Genomic DNA, 18,062 nt, shown 5'->3' with positions numbered 1-18,062 from the left:
CACTGCCTGATGAGGAAGCCGCGCGCGACCGCTGCGACAAGCGGGCCGGATGGACTGGCGTCAGCCGGTGATGTCGCGGCAATTGTCGCCGGCACGCATGGTGATCCTTTCGCTGTCCTCGGTGTGCACGAGTTTGACAAGGGCTTTGTCGCCCGCTGCTTCGTCCCTCATGCCGAGTTCGTCACCGCCTATACGCTGACCGGCAAGAAAGCCGGCGAACTCTCCAGGCGCGACGAAGGCGGCTTCTTCGAGGGCAGCCTGTCGCTCAGAAAGCGTCAGCCGCTGCGCTATCACGCGCGCAATGCCGGCGGTGACTGGTGGCTGACCGATCCCTATTCGTTCGGTCCGGTGCTCGGTCCGCTGGACGACTATTACATCGCCGAAGGTTCGCACCTCAGGCTGTTCGACAAGCTTGGTGCGCATCTCATCGATCACGAGGGTGCGTCCGGCGTGCATTTCGCCGTCTGGGCGCCCAATGCAAGGCGCGTCTCGGTGGTCGGCGACTTCAACGAATGGGACGGCCGCAGGCATACGATGCGCGTCCGCCGCGACACCGGCATCTGGGAGTTGTTCATTCCCGACATCGGCGCCGGCCGGCCCTACAAATACGAGATCATCGGGCCCGATAGCGTGAGACTCCCGCTGAAGGCCGATCCGTTCGCTTTCAAGTCCGAACTGCGCCCGGCCACCGCTTCGGTGACGGCGCTTCCGCCGGCGCATCAATGGGGTGACGAAGCGCACCGCAATTTCTGGCGCAACGCCGATCCCAGGCGCGAGGCGGTGTCGATCTACGAGGTCCACGCCGGCTCCTGGCAGCTTCACGACGACGGCAGCTTCCTGTCATGGGACGAGCTTGCCGGCCGGCTGATCCCGTACGTCGTCGACACGGGCTTCACCCATATCGAATTCATGCCGATCTCCGAACATCCCTATGACCCGTCCTGGGGTTACCAGACGACGGGCCTCTACGCGCCGTCGGCCCGCTTCGGCGATCCGGACGGTTTTGCCCGGTTCGTCGACGGCGCCCACCGCGCCGGCGTCGGCGTCATCCTCGACTGGGTGCCGGCACATTTCCCGGTGGACGCGCATGGCCTAGCCAATTTCGACGGCACCGCGCTCTATGAGCATGCCGATCCGCGCAAGGGCTTCCATCCCGACTGGAACACCGCGATCTACAATTTCGGCCGGCGCGAGGTGGTCTCGTTCCTGGTCAACAACGCGCTGTTTTGGGCCGAGAAATACCATGTCGACGGTTTGCGCGTCGATGCCGTCGCCTCGATGCTCTACCTCGACTATTCGCGAAAGGCCGGCGAATGGATTCCCAACGAAAAAGGCGGGCGCGAAAACCTTGAGGCGGTCAGCTTCCTCCAGAGGATGAACAAGGAAGTCTACGGCCATCATCCGGGTGTGATGACGATCGCCGAGGAATCGACCTCATGGCCAAAAGTTTCGCAGCCGGTGCATGAGGGCGGGCTGGGTTTCGGCTTCAAGTGGAACATGGGCTTCATGCACGACACGCTGGAGTATTTCTCCAAGGAGCCGATTTTTCGCAAGCATCACCACGGCGACATCACCTTCGGTCTGGTCTACGCCTTCTCAGAGAATTTCGTGCTGCCGCTCTCCCATGACGAGGTCGTGCACGGCAAGGGGACGCTGCTCGGCAAGATGGCCGGCGACGACTGGCAGAAATTCGCAACACTGCGCGCCTACTACGCCTTCATGTGGGGCTACCCCGGCAAGAAGCTGTTGTTCATGGGGCAGGAATTCGCCCAGCGCCGCGAGTGGAGCGAGGCGCGCGCACTCGACTGGAACCTGCTCGATTTCCGGGCCCATCGCGGCGTCTGGCAGACGGTGCGCGATCTCAACTATCTCTACCGCTCGCGCCCGGCGTTGCATGCGCGCGATTGCGAGCCGGAGGGCTTTTCCTGGCTGATCGTCGACGATAGCGCGAACTCTGTCTTTGCCTGGCTGCGCAGCGCGCCGGGCGGAAACCCGGTCGCCGTCATCTCCAATTTCACACCGGTGCCGCATGACGATTATCGCGTGCCGTTGCCGACCGCTGGAAGATGGCGCGAGATCATCAACACGGACGCCACCGACTATGGCGGTTCCGGCAAGGGCAATGGCGGTGCCGTCGAGGCTCGGGCGGAAGGAGGAGGCATCTCGGCGACGATGCTGTTGCCGCCGCTGTCGACGATCATGCTCGAACTTGCTCCGGACTAAGCGATGTCTCGCAGCGCGTAACTTGGGAGGATAAAAATGGCAGAGATAAAACGGACCCAGCCGCTGGCGCGCGATGCCATGGCCTATGTTCTGGCCGGCGGCCGTGGCAGCCGCCTGAGGGAGTTGACCGACCGGCGCGCCAAGCCCGCGGTCTATTTCGGTGGCAAGACGCGCATCATCGATTTTGCGCTCTCCAATGCGCTCAATTCCGGTATTCGCCGCCTCGGCGTCGCCACCCAGTACAAGGCACACTCGCTGATCCGCCACCTGCAGCGCGGCTGGAACTTCCTGCGGCCCGAGCGCAACGAGAGCTTCGACATCCTGCCGGCCAGCCAGCGCGTATCGGAAACGCAATGGTATGAGGGGACGGCCGATGCCGTCTACCAGAACATCGACATCATCGAGGCCTACGGCCCCGAATACATGGTCATCCTGGCCGGCGATCACGTCTACAAGATGGATTACGAGCTGATGCTTCGCCAGCATGTCGACGCTGGCGCCGACGTCACCGTCGGCTGCCTCGAAGTGCCGCGCATGGAGGCGACCGGCTTCGGCGTCATGCATGTCGATAAGAAGGACACCATCATCTCCTTCATCGAGAAACCCGCCGATCCGCCCGGCATTCCCGACAAGCCGGATTTTGCCCTGGCTTCGATGGGCATCTACGTATTCAAAACCAAGTTCCTGATGGAGCAACTGCGTCGCGACGCGGCCGAACCGGGCTCAAGCCGTGACTTCGGCAAGGACATCATCCCCTATGTCGTCGAGCACGGGAAGGCGATCGCCCATCGCTTCGCCAAATCCTGCGTGCGCTCGACCGCAGAGAACGAAGCCTACTGGCGCGATGTCGGGACCGTCGACGCCTATTGGGAAGCCAATATCGACCTGACCGACATCACGCCGGAGCTTGACCTCTACGACCGCGACTGGCCGATCTGGACCTATGCCGAGCTGAAGCCGCCGGCAAAGTTCGTGCATGACGAGGATGGCCGCCGCGGCTCGGCGGTATCCTCGCTCGTCTCGGGAGATTGCATTGTCTCAGGCGCTTCGCTGAAGCGAAGCCTGATCTTCACCGGCGCACGCATCAACTCCTATTCGACGCTCGAGGACGTCGTCATGCTGCCCGACTGCCAGGTCGGCCGCAGCGCGAGATTGAAGCGCGTGGTGATCGATCATGGTGTCAGGATTCCCGAAGGCCTCGTGGTCGGCGAGGATCCCGTCCTCGACGCCAAGCGCTTCCGCGTTTCCGAAAAGGGCATCTGCCTCGTCACGCAGGCCATGATCGACAAGCTGGGATTGTAATGAATGCAGGTTCTGTCGGTCACGCCCGAAATTTTTCCTCTTATCAAGACTGGCGGGCTTGCCGACGTGACCGGCGCGTTGCCCATCGCATTGGCGGGCAAGGGCGTGACGATGCGCACGCTTGTTCCCGGCTATCCCCAGGTGATGGATGCCTTCAAGAAGAAAAAACCCGTTCACCAATATCCGCTGCTGCAAGGCGGCAAGGCTTCGGTCCATGCCGTCCAGATTGCCGGGCTCGACCTGTTCGTGCTCGACGCGCAGCATCTGTTCGATCGCCCCGGCGGTCCCTATGGCAATGCTACCGGCGCCGACTGGCCGGACAATTGGCGGCGTTTCGCGGCCTTGAGCCAGGTTGGCGGCGACATCGCCGGCGGCGCCATCTCGGGCTACCAGCCGGATATCGTCCATGCCCATGACTGGCAATCGGCGATGACGCTGGCCTACATGCGCTTCGGCAAGGCGGTCGGCACGCCGTCGATGATCACCGTCCATAACCTCGCTTTCCAGGGTCAGTTTGGCGCCGGCATCTTTGGCGAGCTTGGCTTGCCGGCGGCGGCCATGACGCTCGACGGTGTCGAATATTATGGCGGCGTCGGTTTCCTCAAGGCCGGCCTGCAGGCCGCCTGGGCCATCACCACGGTAAGCCCGACTTATGCGCAGGAGATCCGCTCGCCGGAATTCGGCATGGGGCTCGATGGCCTCGTCAATATGCGGTCCGTTGATCTTTATGGCATCGTCAACGGCATCGACACCGAGATATGGAACCCTGAAACCGACAAGCATCTGGTCTCCAACTACACGGCCAAGACATTGAAGGCGCGGCACCCCAACCGGACCGCCGTCGAGGATCGTTTCAATCTCGACCGCGACGACAGTCCGATCGTCTGCGTCATCAGCCGGCTCACCTGGCAGAAGGGCATGGACATACTGGCAGCGGCCGTCGACGGGGTCGTTGCCAGGGGTGCGCGCCTGGCGATCCTGGGGTCGGGCGATGCTGGCCTCGAAGGCGCGCTGCTGGCCGCCGCCGCCCGCCATCGCGGTCGCATCGGCGTCGTCGTCGGTTACGACGAGGCGCTTTCCCACACCATGCAGGGCGGCTGTGACGCCATCGTCATCCCGTCGCGCTTCGAGCCTTGCGGGCTGACGCAGCTCTATGGCCTGCGCTATGGCTGCGTGCCTGTCGTTGCCCGCACCGGCGGTCTTGCCGACACGATCATCGACGCCAATGAAGCGGCCGTTTCGGCAGGTGTGGCGACCGGCTTCCAGTTCGCGCCCGCCGATGCCGGCGCCTTGCTGCACGCCATCCGCCGGCTGGTCGAGGCGCATGCCAACCCCACGATCTGGACGTCGATGCAGCGGCAAGGCATGAAGGCCGATGTGTCGTGGGACAAAAGCGCGGAAAAATACCTCGAACTCTATCGCTTGCTGCTATCGAAAAGGGCTGTCTGACGCATGATACGAACCGTCGCCACCAAACCCTACTTAGACCAGAAGCCCGGCACTTCCGGGCTGCGCAAGAAAGTGCCGGTGTTCCAGCAGGAGCACTATGCCGAGAACTTCATCCAGGCGATCTTCGATGCGCTGGACGGATTTAAGGGCAAGACCCTGGTGATCGGCGGCGACGGCCGCTTCTACAATCGCGAGGTCACCCAGAAGGCCATCGCCATGGCGGCGGCCAATGGCTTCGGCAAGGTGATGGTCGGGCAGGGCGGCATCTTATCGACGCCGGCCGCTTCGCATGTCATCCGCAAATACAAGACCTTCGGCGGCATCATCCTGTCGGCCAGCCACAATCCGGGCGGCCCGCACGAGGATTTTGGCATCAAATACAATGCCGGCAATGGCGGGCCGGCGCCGGAAAAGCTGACCGAGGCGATCTTCGCCAAGACCAAGATGATTTCGAGCTTCAAGATCGCCGACATCGGCACGGTCGATCTCGACACGGTCGGCACGGTCGAGGCGGGCGGCATGACGGTCGAGGTGGTCGACCCAGTCGCCGATTATGCCGAGCTGATGGAAAGCCTGTTCGATTTCGATGCCTTGCGCGCACTGTTCAAATCGGGTTTCCGCATGCGCTTCGACGCAATGCATGCCGTGACCGGTCCCTACGCCAAGGAGATCCTGGAGAACCGGCTCGGCGCGCCGAACGGCACCGCCCGCAACTTCGTTCCCCTGCCGGATTTCGGCGGCCATCACCCTGACCCGAACCTGGTCCACGCAAAGCACCTCTATGACGAGATGATGGGACCGGATGCGCCGGATTTTGGCGCTGCTTCCGATGGCGACGGCGACCGCAACCTGATCATCGGCAAAGGCATTTTCGTCACCCCGTCGGACTCGGTGGCCATGCTCGCCGCCAATGCTCATCTGGCGCCGGGCTACAAGGCCGGCCTGAAAGGCATCGCCCGCTCGATGCCGACCAGCGGTGCAGCCGACCGCGTCGCCGAAAAGCTCGGCATCGGCATCTATGAAACGCCGACGGGCTGGAAATTCTTCGGCAATCTGCTCGATGCCGGCATGGCAACGATCTGCGGCGAGGAAAGTGCCGGAACCGGTTCCAACCATGTCCGCGAAAAGGACGGGCTGTGGGCCGTGCTTTTGTGGCTCAATATCCTCGCTGCCCGCGGCGAAAGCGCCAAGCAGATCGTCACCGAGCACTGGGCCGCCTATGGCCGCAATTACTACTCGCGCCATGACTATGAGGAGATCGAGACCGACCGGGCCAATGCGCTGGTCGACGAATTGCGGGCGAAACTCGCTTCCTTGCCCGGCACCAGCGTGCGCGGCATGAAGATCGCCAGCGCCGACGATTTCGCCTACCACGACCCGGTCGACGGCTCGATAGCCAGGAACCAGGGCATCAGAGTGCTATTCGAAGGCGGATCGCGCGTCGTCTTCCGTCTCTCCGGCACCGGTACCTCGGGGGCGACGCTGCGTGTCTATATCGAGCGCTACGAGCCGGACAAGTCCAGGCACGATCTCGACACGCAGGAGGCGCTTGCCGATCTGATTGCGGCAGCCGATGATATCGCCGGGATTCGTAGCCACACCGGCCGCGTCAAGCCGAGCGTGATTACGTGAAGCTGGCGCGGCGCACCTTTCCTTCTCCCCTTGTGGGAGAAGGTGGATTGGCGCGTAGCGCCGAGACGGTTGAGGGGTGTTGGACGGATCGTCGTAGGTGCCAGGCTGGACCACCCCTCATCCGTCGCCTTCGGCGACACCTTCTCCCACAAGGGGAAAAGGTGGAGCCAACCTGCCAACCCCTCAAACCGTCCACGATCTGCTGTTGTGAGTGCGCGTGAGCCAGCTCGGCGCAATCATCACCAAAGAAGGCGTTCGCTTCGCCGCATGGTCTTCGTCGGCTCGGCGCATCTGGGTCTCGATCTTCGACGATGAAGGAACCCGGGAGATCGACCGGCTCGAACTCCAGCCGGAAGGCGAGGGCTTTCACGCGGTTTTCGTTGCCGGCCTCGCCGCCGGCACCCGATACGGATTTCGGGCCGATGGCGAGTATGCCCCCGAGAAAGGGCTCTGGTTCGACCCCGACAAGCTGCTGGTCGACCCCTATGCCGTCGAGGTCGACAGGCCCTATGTCTATGACGGCAGGCTCGCCGCGCGTCGGGGCGAGGGCACCGACACCGCGCCGCTGCTGCCGAAGGCGATTGCCGCTACCCTGCCGCAACCGGTACCTGCCTTGCCGCCGCTATTCCAGCCCGGTGGTCTGATCTACGAAGTACCGGTGCGCGCCTTCACCATGCTGCATCCGGACATCCCGAAGCCCCAGCGCGGGACAATTGCAGCCCTTGCCCATCCGGCCATCGTCGAGCACCTGAAAAAGCTCGGAGTCGGGGCGGTTGAACTGATGCCGGTGACGGCATCGATCGATGAGCGGCATTTGCCGGCGCTCGGGCTGCGTAATGCCTGGGGCTACAATCCCGTGACCTTCATGGCGCTCGATCCGCGCCTCGCGCCCGACGGTCTCGCAGAATTGCGGCAGACGGTCGCCACGCTGCGTGAGGCCGGCATCGGCGTCATCCTCGATCTTGTCTTCAACCACACCGGCGAAAGCGACAGGCTGGGGCCGACGCTGTCGCTGCGCGGGCTCGACAGCCGCACCTACTACCGGCACTGGCCGGACGGCAGCTTGGCTAACGACACCGGCACCGGCAACACCGTCGCTTGCGATCATCCGGTCGTCCGGGAAATGGTCCTCGACACGCTTCGTCACTTTGTCTGCCGTGCCGGCGTCGACGGTTTCCGCTTCGATCTGGCGCCCATTCTGGGTCGGGTCGATGGCGTATTCGACGCCGCGGCACCGTTGCTCATGGCTATTCGGAGCGACCCGGCCCTTGGTGACAGGGTGCTGATCGCCGAGCCTTGGGATATCGGCCCGGACGGCTATCAGCTTGGCAATTTTCCGCCGCCCTTCCTCGAATGGAACGACAGATTTCGCGACGACATCCGCCGGTTCTGGCGCGGCGATAGCGGCATGGTCGGCGCGCTCGCCACCCGGCTTGCCGGCTCCTCCGACGTGTTTGCCAAGGCAGGCCAGCAGACAAGCCGCAGCGTCAATTTCATCGCCGCGCATGACGGCATGACGCTGGCCGACATTGTTGCCTATGAGCACAAGCACAATGAGGCCAATGGCGAGCAGAACCGCGACGGCCACGACGACAACCTGTCCTGGAACAATGGCGTCGAGGGTGAGACCGGCGACCGGGCGATCGTTACGGACCGTTTCGATGACCAATGTGCGCTGCTGGCCACGCTGTTTGCCTCCCGCGGCACGATCTTGCTGACGGCCGGGGACGAATTCGGCCGCACCCAGAAGGGCAACAACAACGCCTATGCGCAGGACAACGAGATCACCTGGCTCGACTGGGCCGGGCGCGACCAGGCGCTGGAACAATACGCCGTTTTGCTCGCCGCGATGCGTCGGTCCGTGCCGGCGCTTTCCGACACGCGCTTCCTGACCGGAGAGCCGCCGCCCGGATCAGAAAAACCGGACGTCGTCTGGCTCACTGAAACCGGCATGCCGCTCGACGAGGCAGGCTGGCAAGATCCGGGGCGGTACCGCCTGGTCATGATGCTCGGCGGCGATGATTGCCGCCTTGCCGTGGTCATCAATGGCGATCGCCGGACGTGTATGTTCACGCTGCCGGAGCGCGACGGATTTCGCTGGGAGCCAGCCATCGAAACACCGGGCGGCGCAGCAGGAATTTCACGGCCGGTGCCAGGGCGAACGCTGATTTTCATGATCGAACACAAAGCCGCGCAACCTCAGATAAAGGAGAACGGCGGTGGCAAGTGACAACGGCGAGTGGTGGCGCGGCTGCGTCATCTACCAGATCTACCCGCGCTCCTTCCAGGACACGACAGGGGACGGCAGCGGCGATCTGCGCGGCGTTGCCTCAAGGCTGGCTCATGTTGCATCGCTTGGCGCCGACGCCGTCTGGCTGTCGCCCTTCTTCAAGTCGCCGATGGCTGATATGGGCTACGACGTATCCGACTATACAGCCGTCGATCCGATGTTCGGCACATCAGACGATTTCGACGCGGTGGTCGCCGAGGCGCACCGTCTCGGCCTGAAAGTCATTATCGACCAAGTCCTGTCGCATTCGTCCGACCGGCACGAATGGTTCGTCGAAAGCCGCGCGGGCCGCGATAACCCCAGGGCGGACTGGTATGTCTGGGCCGATCCGAGGCCTGACGGCACCGCGCCCAACAACTGGCTGTCGGTCTTCGGCGGCCCAGCCTGGGAGTGGGACGCGACCCGCAGGCAATACTACATGCACAACTTCCTCGCCTCGCAGCCGGACCTCAATTTCCACAATCCGGAGGTTCAGGACGCCCTGCTGGAAACGGTGCGGTTTTGGCTGGAGCGCGGCGTCGACGGGTTTCGGCTCGATACGGTCAATTACTATGTCCATGACCGCTGGCTGCGCAGCAATCCGCCTTTGGCATCGAGCGTTGCCGACACCAATACCGAAACCAATCCCTACCTCTATCAGGAGCATCTGTTCGACAAGACGCAGCCCGAAAACCTCGCTTTCCTCAAGCGTTTTCGGGCCCTGCTCGACGAATATGAGGGCCGCGCCGCTGTCGGTGAGGTTGGCGACGAAACCCGTTCCTTGCAGACGCTCGCCGCCTATACCAGCGGCGGCGACAAGCTCGACATGTGCTACACATTCGACCTGCTCGGACTGCAATTCTCGGCCGCACACGTGCGCGGATGCGTCGAAGCGTTCGAAAGTGCTGTCTCCGACGGCTGGGTCTGCTGGGCGTTTTCCAACCACGATGTCGTGCGCCACGTGACGCGCTGGACAAGGCCCGGCGGCAATCCGGAGGCGGTGGCGAAATTCTCGATCGCGCTGCTGTCATGCCTGCGTGGATCGATCTGCCTCTATCAGGGCGAGGAACTCGGGCTGGAGGAAGCCGAATTGGCGTTCGAGGATTTGCGCGATCCATACGGCATCCGCTTCTGGCCCGGATTCAAGGGCAGGGATGGATGCCGCACGCCGATGGTCTGGGAGAAAGGCGCCGAGAACGCCGGGTTTTCAACAGGCAAGCCGTGGCTTCCGATCCCGGAAAGCCATCGCGCCCGCGCGGTCGATGTCCAGAACGGCGAGGCAAAGTCGGTTCTAGCCAGCTACCGCGCGATGCTGGCGTTGCGCAGGCAGCATGCCGCGCTGGTACAGGGTTCGATCCGCTTTCTCGATGCCGCGGGCGATGTGCTTGCCTTCATTCGCGAAGGCGGCGGCGAGAAGCTGCTCTGCCTTTTCAATTTCGCCGAGGAGCCGGCCAAATGGCCGTTGCCGCAGAGTATCGATGTCGCAGAGACGATCGATCTTGGTGCTGGTGCCGCCTTGCAGGGAAAAATTCTGTCGCTGCCGCCCTTGGGCTGCTTCCTCGGACGAGCCGGCTGATGTCGGTCATTTGTCAGCTCATTGAACGAGCACGGAGCGCCCGCAAGTCGCGCCCATGACCCGGACATCTGCCTCGCCGACATGCACGCCCAGCGCCGCAAGCACGTTATAAACCAATTCGTCGACCGGCGCCGTCACGGCGTTCAGAGCCGCAATCACCGCCGGCTTTACCGTTCCAAGCAGGGCGGTTACGTTCAGCAGCCCTAGTCCCAGCGCATTGATCGAGAGCGACAGTTCATCAACAAGCGATGTGGTGAGGGATTGCGTCAGGTTTTTCGTAGAAGCGGTCTTTATCGTCTTGTTGGCGATTTCGGTGCTGTTGAAGGTCAATGTCGTCGGATCGTTGTTGGTGATATCAAGCGCTGCAGACCCGTTCACCGACAGCAATGGAATGAGCAAAAGCCTCACTGCCGCGATCTGGGCATTAGAGAACGACTGTGGATTGCTGAAATCGGCAAAGGCGATGGGGCTGCTGTCGGCATCGCTGGCGGCAAGATGCAGCGAGGCAACGCCCGGGCGCGCCGCGATGGAAACCTCCAAACTGTCCGGGCGCCCCGTCGGGCAGCTGATGTCGGTCAGCTTGGCCTCGGCGTAGGCCACTTCGATATGCAGCGGAAGATTGACGGCCAGGAGAGTGGTGCCGCCTCCGAGATTCGAATTGCCGATGCCGACGGAGGCAACCAGCTTAATTCGTGTCTGCGCCGTGCGCACCACGGCTCCCTTCTCGCCGATTGTCAGCCACGGCGAGAATTGCGCAGGTTCGCCGATGGCGATGGCAAGCGTGGTCGAGGTAAGCCCCGGAATGGTGGCTCCCAGATTGAGCTCGACCTGCTTCGAGCCGTTTGCCAGTGCAGCGGCGGTGGTCAGCATTCCCATTGCGCTAGCGTCGACGGAAAAACCCGCCGACTGTTGTCCGAGGCCCAGTTGGCCCATTGATCCAAGGTCGACAAGGTGATTGAGCGGTATCTTGACCGTGCTGGTGGTCCTTGACGCGATTGTCTGCAAAGCAAGCTTGCTGGTGCTGCCAACGGGTGAAACATCAGCCATGGCCGTCGCTATCTGGCCCACCGTCGCTTTCGAAGCCAGCACCTCCGAATAGCTGACACCTGTCAGCTGCAACTGGACGGCAAGTGCGTCGAAGAACGAGAGCAGGTTGACGTCGGCAGCGATCAGCGCGTTGTAGTCCATGACGCTGAGCGAGATGTTGCCGCCCAGGAGCTTGCCGAGAAGAGCGTTGAGGATGCCGCCATTGACGCTGAGAAGCCTGGACCCGACTGAGAACATCGCCTGCGGCGCTACGCTGGCAACCGCTTGGGTGCCGATGACCGGCGTAGGGATAAGCGAACTTGCGAAATAGCGGGCAGGAATCTTTTTCAGCGTGACATGGACGGCGTTGTGGGGCGTCTTGCCGGCCTCGAAGCGCTTGTCGACGCCGAGCGACGACTCTGGTGAATATCGGCCGGCGGTGACCGACACGACGGTTTTTCCGAGGGCAGGGGCGATCGTCTGCCCTGCCTTCTGAACAACGATACCCGGCATTCCGTTGTCGCCGAGCGTCGCCACGACGGCGGCCTCAATGTTGTTGATGTTGGAGGCGGCGGTGATTGCCGCAAGATCGACCAGCGACTGGGCCTCCCGGCGCTCCACATAGATCGAGCCTTCATCAATGGCGAAGGCGGCCAGCGCCAGCGCGAACGGTGCGCACAGCGCCGTCATGACGGTGAAGTTCGCCTTCAGGTCGCCAAGCATCGAGCGGGCGACCCGGCCGATCCTCCCCGGCAAAGTTTCCGACATTCAGATGCCTCCGACCCGTATTGTCGACTCGCGTGAGATCGTGGTTCCGGGCATGGGCAGCGCCGGGAACAGATTCCAGACTGGGAGGTTACGGGCATCGTATTGGATGGACACGACGAACTGGTTTCCGTCGGCCGTGCTGTCCTTTGCCTGATAGGTCAGCTTGGTGGAATCGACGAAGGGATATCCGCCGGCATTGGTGTTGACGAAACTGGTCACCAGCGCCTGGCGCTCGCCTTCATTTAGCCCGGCTATCGCGGTGCGGGCGGCATCCGCTGCGATTTGCTGCACAGAGTTGCTTGCACCAAAATAGATACCGTATGCAACCATTCCGAGAAAAAGCAAGATGAAAATGGGCGAAAGCAGCGCGAATTCAATGGCGGATGTTCCGGACTGTTCTCTAAATTGGCATAATTTGAGTCTTAGCTGGCCCGTATTGCGCCGCCTTATAGAGATTGTCTCAGTTTCTGCGCTGTTCAATTCCTTCGCCCATCGAGACATACCGAAGCCCGCGAAGTTGTAACCGATGGTTGCTTAAAGACGGCTTAAGACATTTCGGCAAAGTGGAATAGACGACAGATTTCTTGCCGGTACCGAATGCTTGAAGTGTTGGGAAACGAAGCCAAGTCCATGGTTTCGACTGCTGTTCTGGCGGCCGCGAAAGTGGCTGTCAGCGCGCCTTACTTAGGGTGACCTCACGAGTCTGTTGAAATAAAAAATTGCCACGCTACTGTTTGGCCACCAGCTGCCGGAGAGGGAACCGGCGGCGCGCTCAAAGGGGCCATCTAATCGGTTTCGGGGCGTCAACACTCAAGAGGCGTAGCTGAAGGGCCGCCTCGACAGGGAGAACTTCATGCTGAAAAACATGCTGAAGGCGACGGTGTTCGCCACAACCATGGTCTTGGCCGCCGGCACGTTCTACACGCCGGCTTTCGCCGAGGTCGTTTATAACCGCGGCACCGCCGCCGAATCGGAGTCGCTCGACCCGCACAAGACCTCGACAATCTACGAAGCAAATATTTTGCGTGACCTGTTCCAGGGGCTGACCATGCAGGACGCAAAGGCGAACCTCATCCCGGGCGCCGCCGAAAGCTGGACAGTATCGGACGACGGCACCGTCTACACCTTCAAGCTGCGCAAGGGCGCCGTCTGGTCGGATGGTGCTCCGGTGACGGCAGATGACTTCGTCTACGCTTTCCAACGGCTGGAAGATCCGGCCACCGGCGCCGAATACGCCTCGATGCTCTATCCCGTGAAGAATGCCGAGGAGGTGAACACCAAGAAGGCGAAGCCCGAGGAGATGGGCGTCAAGGCAATCGATGCAAACACTCTGGAAGTGACACTGAAGGCGCCCACGCCCTATTTCCTCGAAATGCTGACCCACCAGGCGACCTTTCCGGTCAGCAAGGCCTCTATTGACAAGCTCGGCGCCGATTGGATCAAACCGGGCAATTTGGTCTCCAACGGTGCCTTTACACTGGAGGAGTGGGTCCCCAACGACCACATCAAACTGGTCAAGAATCCGAAATTCTGGGATGCTGCAAGCGTCAAGTTCGACGTCGTCAACTACATCCCGACCGAAGATCGTTCGTCGGCGATGAAGCGCTTCGAGGCCGGCGAACTCGACAGCTACGACGACCTCCCGACCGAGCAGCTCGCCGACCTCAAGGCCAAGTTTGGCGATCAGATTCGCGTCGGCCCTTACCTCGGCACCTACTATTTTGCGATCAAGACCGACAAGGCCCCGTGGGACAACGTCGAACTGCGCAATGCCATCTCCATGGCAGTCGACCGCGATTTCCTTGCCGAAAAGGTCTGGCAGAACTCAATGCTGCCCGGCTATTCGATGGTGCCTCCAGGCATTGAGGGCTATACGCCGGCAATCGCCAAATACGCGGACATGTCGCAGATCGACCGCGAGGATGAGGCCAAGAAGGTACTCGAGAAGCTTGGCTATACGCCCGAGAAACCGCTGAAGATGGAAATCCGCTACAACACGTCGGAAAACCACAAGAACACTGCGGTCGCCATCCAGGAGCAGTTGAAGCCGCTCGGCGTCGAAGTCACGCTGCTCAACACCGACACCAAGACCCACTACTCCTTCCTTGAGCAGAAGGGCGACTACGACGTGGCGCGTGCCGGCTGGATTGCGGATTACAAGGATCCGGAAACCTTCCTCGGCATCTCCCGCAAGGCAAGCGGCAACAACTATTCGGGCTACAACAGCCCGACATTCGAGAAGGCCATGGACGAGGCGGCCGCCGCCGGCGGCAAGCCCGAAGAGCGCATGAAAGAACTCGCCGAGGCCGAGCGCATCCTCGTCGACGAGGTCGGCAACATCCCGCTCCTCTACTATAGCTACAAGGATATCGTTTCTCCGAAGCTTCATGGCTTCGAGGACAACGTTATGGACGTGCATCCGTCCCGCTTCATCTCCAAGGACTGATCTCCTTGGCCGGACTGCCGCTCCTTTACAGCGCCGCGCGTCCTTCGGGACGCGCACACGGCGCTGTAACGCCTTGATTTTGCGCGTGATCCTTTCCGAACCTTCGGTTCGGGTCATGCGTTAGGGGCGGCGGCTCCGGTTTGCCAGCAAAGCGGGGAACCGATGCTACGATACGTATTCCGGCGGCTCCTGACCGCCATCCCGACGCTGTTCGTCATCGTGACCATGGCGTTCTTCCTGATACGTGTCGCGCCTGGCGGCCCGTTCAATCAGGAGCGGGGCCTGAGCCCCGAGATCAAGGCCAATCTTGAAGCGCAGTTCGGCCTTAATGACCCGCTCTGGCTGCAATATGTCCACTATCTCGGCAATCTGCTGCGCGGCAATTTCGGTCCGAGCTACAACATGCCGGATTTCACCGTCACCGAATTGTTTGCCAGGGGCCTGCCCGTTTCAATCCAGATCGGCGCCTCGGCCCTGATCCTGGCGCTGCTGCTCGGCGGCCTCCTCGGCACCATCGCCGCGCTCAACCAGAACAAGCTTGCCGACTACTCGGTGATTGCGCTGGCTGCCGCCGGCAGCACCATCCCGACCTTCGTCATTGCGCCGGTGATCCAGCTTTTGTTCGGTCTGACCTGGAAACTGCTGCCGATCGGCGGCTGGGGCGATGGCGCCCTGCTCAACAAGGTCGGGCCTGTGCTGACGCTCGCCTTGCCGCAGATTGCCATCGTCGCCCGCCTGATGCGCGGCTCGATGATCGAATCGTTGCGCTCTCACCACATCCGCACCGCACGCGCGCTCGGCCTGTCGGACTGGTCGGTCATCGTCAAGCATGCGCTGCGCGGCGCCATACTGCCGATCGTCTCCTTCACCGGCCCGGCGGCTGCCGCGCTCCTCACCGGTTCGATCATCGTCGAGACGATCTTTTCTATTCCCGGCATCGGCCGCTATTTCGTCGATGCCGCGCTCAACCGCGACTACACGCTGGTCATGGGCACCGTGGTGGTGATCGCGCTGTTCACCATCATCTTCAACCTGATCGTCGACGTCATGTATGCCTTCGTCGATCCCAGGGTGCGCTATGACTGACATCGCAGCCACCGCTCCGGCCGTCGTCGGCCGCTCCCTGTGGGGCGATGCCTGGGCACGGCTCAAGGCCAATCGCGCCGCCATGTTCAGCCTGTATTATCTTGCCTTCATCGCCGTCATCAGCGTGTTCGGGCCGTCTTTGCTGCCGCATCGATACACCACCATCTACGCCGACCATGTGCGCACGCCGCCGAGCTTCTCGGCCTATCCGAAGGCCGACATGGTCGAAACCGCGCTCAATGAGGCGATCAAGCGCATGCGTGTCGACATCAAGGAGTGGCGGCAGGAAGGCAACCGCATCTTCGTCACCGTCACATCGCCCAAGCCGATCGACGACCGCAATGTCCGCTACCTCGACCGTTCGGATGCCTTCGATGACACAAAGATCGAGGATAAATCGCCTGACGGCCTTGAAGCGGTGATGAGCGCTTCGATCAGGCAGCAGTATTTCCTGTTCGGCACTGACAATACCGGCCGCGATCTGCTGTCGCGAACGCTGATGGCTGGGCGCATCTCGCTGGCCATCGGCCTGCTCGCCGGGGTCGTCGCCGGCGTTATCGGCGTGCTCTACGGCGCTACGGCCGGCCTTGCCGGCGGCAAGGTCGACGAGGTGATGATGCGCATCGTCGATGTGCTTTATTCGCTGCCGTTCATCTTCTTCGTGATCATGCTCGTGGTGTTCTTCGGCCGGAACTTCGTGCTGATGTTCCTGGCGGTCGGCGCCGTGCTGTGGCTCGACATGGCGCGCATCGTGCGCGGTCAGGCGCTGTCGATCCGGCGGCAGGAATATGTCCAGGCGGCGGAGGCGATGGGCATCGGCCAGCGCGGCATCCTGATCCGCCACGTCATTCCCAACCTGCTTGGCCCGGTGGTCATCTACATGACGCTGCTGGTGCCGCATGTCATCATCCTGGAGAGTTTCCTGTCCTTCCTCGGGCTCGGCGTCCAGGAACCGATGACCAGCTGGGGCGTGCTGATCTCGACCGGCGCCAAGAACATCGGCACCGCCAACTGGCTGCTCTTGTTCCCTGCTTTCTTTCTCGTTTCGACGCTGTTCGCGTTGAATTTCGTCGGTGACGGCCTGCGCGATGCGCTCGACCCCAGGGATCGTTGAGATGGTCGCTTCCGAAACGATCCTCAGCGTCAAGGACCTTCGGGTCCGCTTCAGAACGCTCGATGGCGCGGTCGAAGCCGTCAAAGGCATCAGCATCCACGTCAATGCAGGCGAAACCGTTGCCGTGGTCGGCGAATCCGGTTCCGGCAAGAGCCAGACGATGATGGCGGCGATGAGCCTGCTGGCCTCGAACGGCGAGGCGACAGGCGTCGTCGACTATCGCGGCCGCAACCTTCTGACCCTAAGCAAGTCCGAGCTCAATCAGATCCGCGGCCGCAAGATCAGCATGATCTTCCAGGAGCCGATGACCTCGCTCGATCCGCTCTATTCGATCGGCAATCAGCTGATCGAACCGATCCGCCGGCATCGCGGGCTTGGCGCGGCGCAAGCACGCGAAGAGGCGCTCAAGCTCTTGCGTCTGGTCCATATTGCCGATCCCGAGCGGCGGATGAAATCCTATCCGCACGAAATGTCGGGTGGCCAGCGACAGCGGGTGATGATCGCCATGGCGCTGGCCAACGATCCCGACATACTGATCGCCGACGAGCCGACGACGGCGCTCGACGTGACGATCCAGGCGCAGATTCTCATGCTGCTTGCCGAACTGCAGCGCAAGCTCGGCATGGCGATCGTCTTCATCACCCACGATCTCGGCATTGTCCGGCGCTTTGCCGACCGCGTCTATGTCATGCGCTACGGCGAAGTCGTCGAGGAGGGCGAGGCGGAAGCAATCTTTGTCAACCCGCAGCATGCCTATACCAAGATGCTGTTGGCCGCCGAGCCGACCGGAACCAAGGCGCCGCCACCGCCAAATGCGCCCGTTCTGCTCGAAGGCAGAAATGTCGAAGTGACCTTCAAGATCGGCGGCGGGTTTCTCGCCGGCGAGCCGCTGATCCTGCGCGCAGTCGATCGCATTTCGATCCGGCTGAAACAAAACCAGACCATCGGCATCGTCGGCGAATCGGGTTCGGGAAAATCGACGCTCGGCCGGGCCTTGCTGCGGCTGCTGCCAAGCGACGGCCTCATCCGCTTTGGCGATCGCGATATTTCCGCCGCCGACCGTCAGGCCATGCGGCCGCTGCGGCGCGAATTGCAGCTGGTCTTCCAGGACCCGTTCGGTTCGCTGTCGCCGCGCATGACCGTCGGCCAGGTCATCACCGAAGGGCTTCTG

General features: G+C 62.1%; 12 protein-coding genes. 10 read left to right on the top strand and 2 right to left on the bottom strand.

Annotation, left to right across the window (positions count from 1 at the left end; genetic code table 11):
• Window positions 1-9 precede the first annotated feature (9 nt).
• The 6 genes from glgB (at window position 10) to bglA (ending at window position 10,451) form a co-directional block, all read left to right on the top strand.
• Window positions 10-2,223, top strand: coding sequence for a 1,4-alpha-glucan branching protein GlgB (gene glgB / locus CIT26_RS09320; RefSeq protein ID WP_095492310.1), 2,214 nt, complete (start codon window positions 10-12; stop codon window positions 2,221-2,223).
• A gap of 36 nt (window positions 2,224-2,259) precedes the next feature.
• Window positions 2,260-3,525 (top strand): glucose-1-phosphate adenylyltransferase, encoded by a 1,266-nt coding sequence (glgC, locus tag CIT26_RS09315; protein WP_095492309.1) that lies wholly within the window; start codon window positions 2,260-2,262, stop codon window positions 3,523-3,525.
• 3 nt (window positions 3,526-3,528) lie between these two features.
• The gene (gene glgA, locus CIT26_RS09310) at window positions 3,529-4,974 is read left to right on the top strand and encodes a glycogen synthase GlgA (RefSeq protein WP_095492308.1); all 1,446 of its coding nucleotides are present in this window, start codon (window positions 3,529-3,531) and stop codon (window positions 4,972-4,974) included.
• 3 nt (window positions 4,975-4,977) lie between these two features.
• Window positions 4,978-6,606, top strand: coding sequence for an alpha-D-glucose phosphate-specific phosphoglucomutase (locus CIT26_RS09305; RefSeq protein ID WP_095492307.1), 1,629 nt, complete (start codon window positions 4,978-4,980; stop codon window positions 6,604-6,606).
• Between the two features lie 217 nt (window positions 6,607-6,823).
• On the top strand, window positions 6,824-8,836 hold the full coding sequence (glgX, locus tag CIT26_RS09300; RefSeq protein WP_095492358.1) for a glycogen debranching protein GlgX: 2,013 nt from the start codon (window positions 6,824-6,826) through the stop codon (window positions 8,834-8,836).
• Window positions 8,826-10,451, top strand: coding sequence for a beta-galactosidase BglA (gene bglA, locus CIT26_RS09295; RefSeq protein WP_095492306.1), 1,626 nt, complete (start codon window positions 8,826-8,828; stop codon window positions 10,449-10,451). Before glgX ends, bglA begins: the two co-directional genes overlap by 11 nt.
• A gap of 18 nt (window positions 10,452-10,469) precedes the next feature.
• Here bglA and CIT26_RS09290 read toward each other — a convergent pair whose 3' ends face one another.
• Window positions 10,470-12,245: a pilus assembly protein TadG-related protein gene (locus CIT26_RS09290; RefSeq protein ID WP_245319297.1), complete on the bottom strand. Its 1,776-nt coding sequence runs from the start codon at window positions 12,243-12,245 to the stop codon at window positions 10,470-10,472.
• The gene (locus CIT26_RS09285) at window positions 12,246-12,695 is read right to left on the bottom strand and encodes a TadE/TadG family type IV pilus assembly protein (RefSeq protein WP_245319308.1); all 450 of its coding nucleotides are present in this window, start codon (window positions 12,693-12,695) and stop codon (window positions 12,246-12,248) included. It lies immediately after the preceding gene.
• Between the two features lie 403 nt (window positions 12,696-13,098).
• Here CIT26_RS09285 and CIT26_RS09280 point away from each other — a divergent pair, with 403 nt between their 5' ends.
• The 4 genes from CIT26_RS09280 to CIT26_RS09265 form a co-directional block, all read left to right on the top strand.
• On the top strand, window positions 13,099-14,691 hold the full coding sequence (locus tag CIT26_RS09280; RefSeq protein ID WP_095492304.1) for a peptide ABC transporter substrate-binding protein: 1,593 nt from the start codon (window positions 13,099-13,101) through the stop codon (window positions 14,689-14,691).
• A gap of 162 nt (window positions 14,692-14,853) precedes the next feature.
• A complete protein-coding gene (locus tag CIT26_RS09275) occupies window positions 14,854-15,777 on the top strand; it encodes an ABC transporter permease subunit (RefSeq protein WP_095492303.1) in 924 nt (307 codons plus the stop codon).
• Window positions 15,770-16,891: an ABC transporter permease gene (locus tag CIT26_RS09270; protein WP_095492302.1), complete on the top strand. Its 1,122-nt coding sequence runs from the start codon at window positions 15,770-15,772 to the stop codon at window positions 16,889-16,891. Before CIT26_RS09275 ends, CIT26_RS09270 begins: the two co-directional genes overlap by 8 nt.
• Before the next feature lies 1 nt (window position 16,892).
• Window positions 16,893-18,062, top strand: a 1,170-nt coding sequence (locus CIT26_RS09265; RefSeq protein WP_095492301.1) for an ATP-binding cassette domain-containing protein, incomplete at its 3' end; no start/stop codon positions are given.

This window comes from Mesorhizobium temperatum (genome assembly GCF_002284575.1).
Taxonomy (GTDB): domain Bacteria; phylum Pseudomonadota; class Alphaproteobacteria; order Rhizobiales; family Rhizobiaceae; genus Mesorhizobium; species Mesorhizobium temperatum.
Note: the sequence above shows the minus strand (reverse complement) of the source record. Positions and strands in the feature narration are given on the sequence as shown.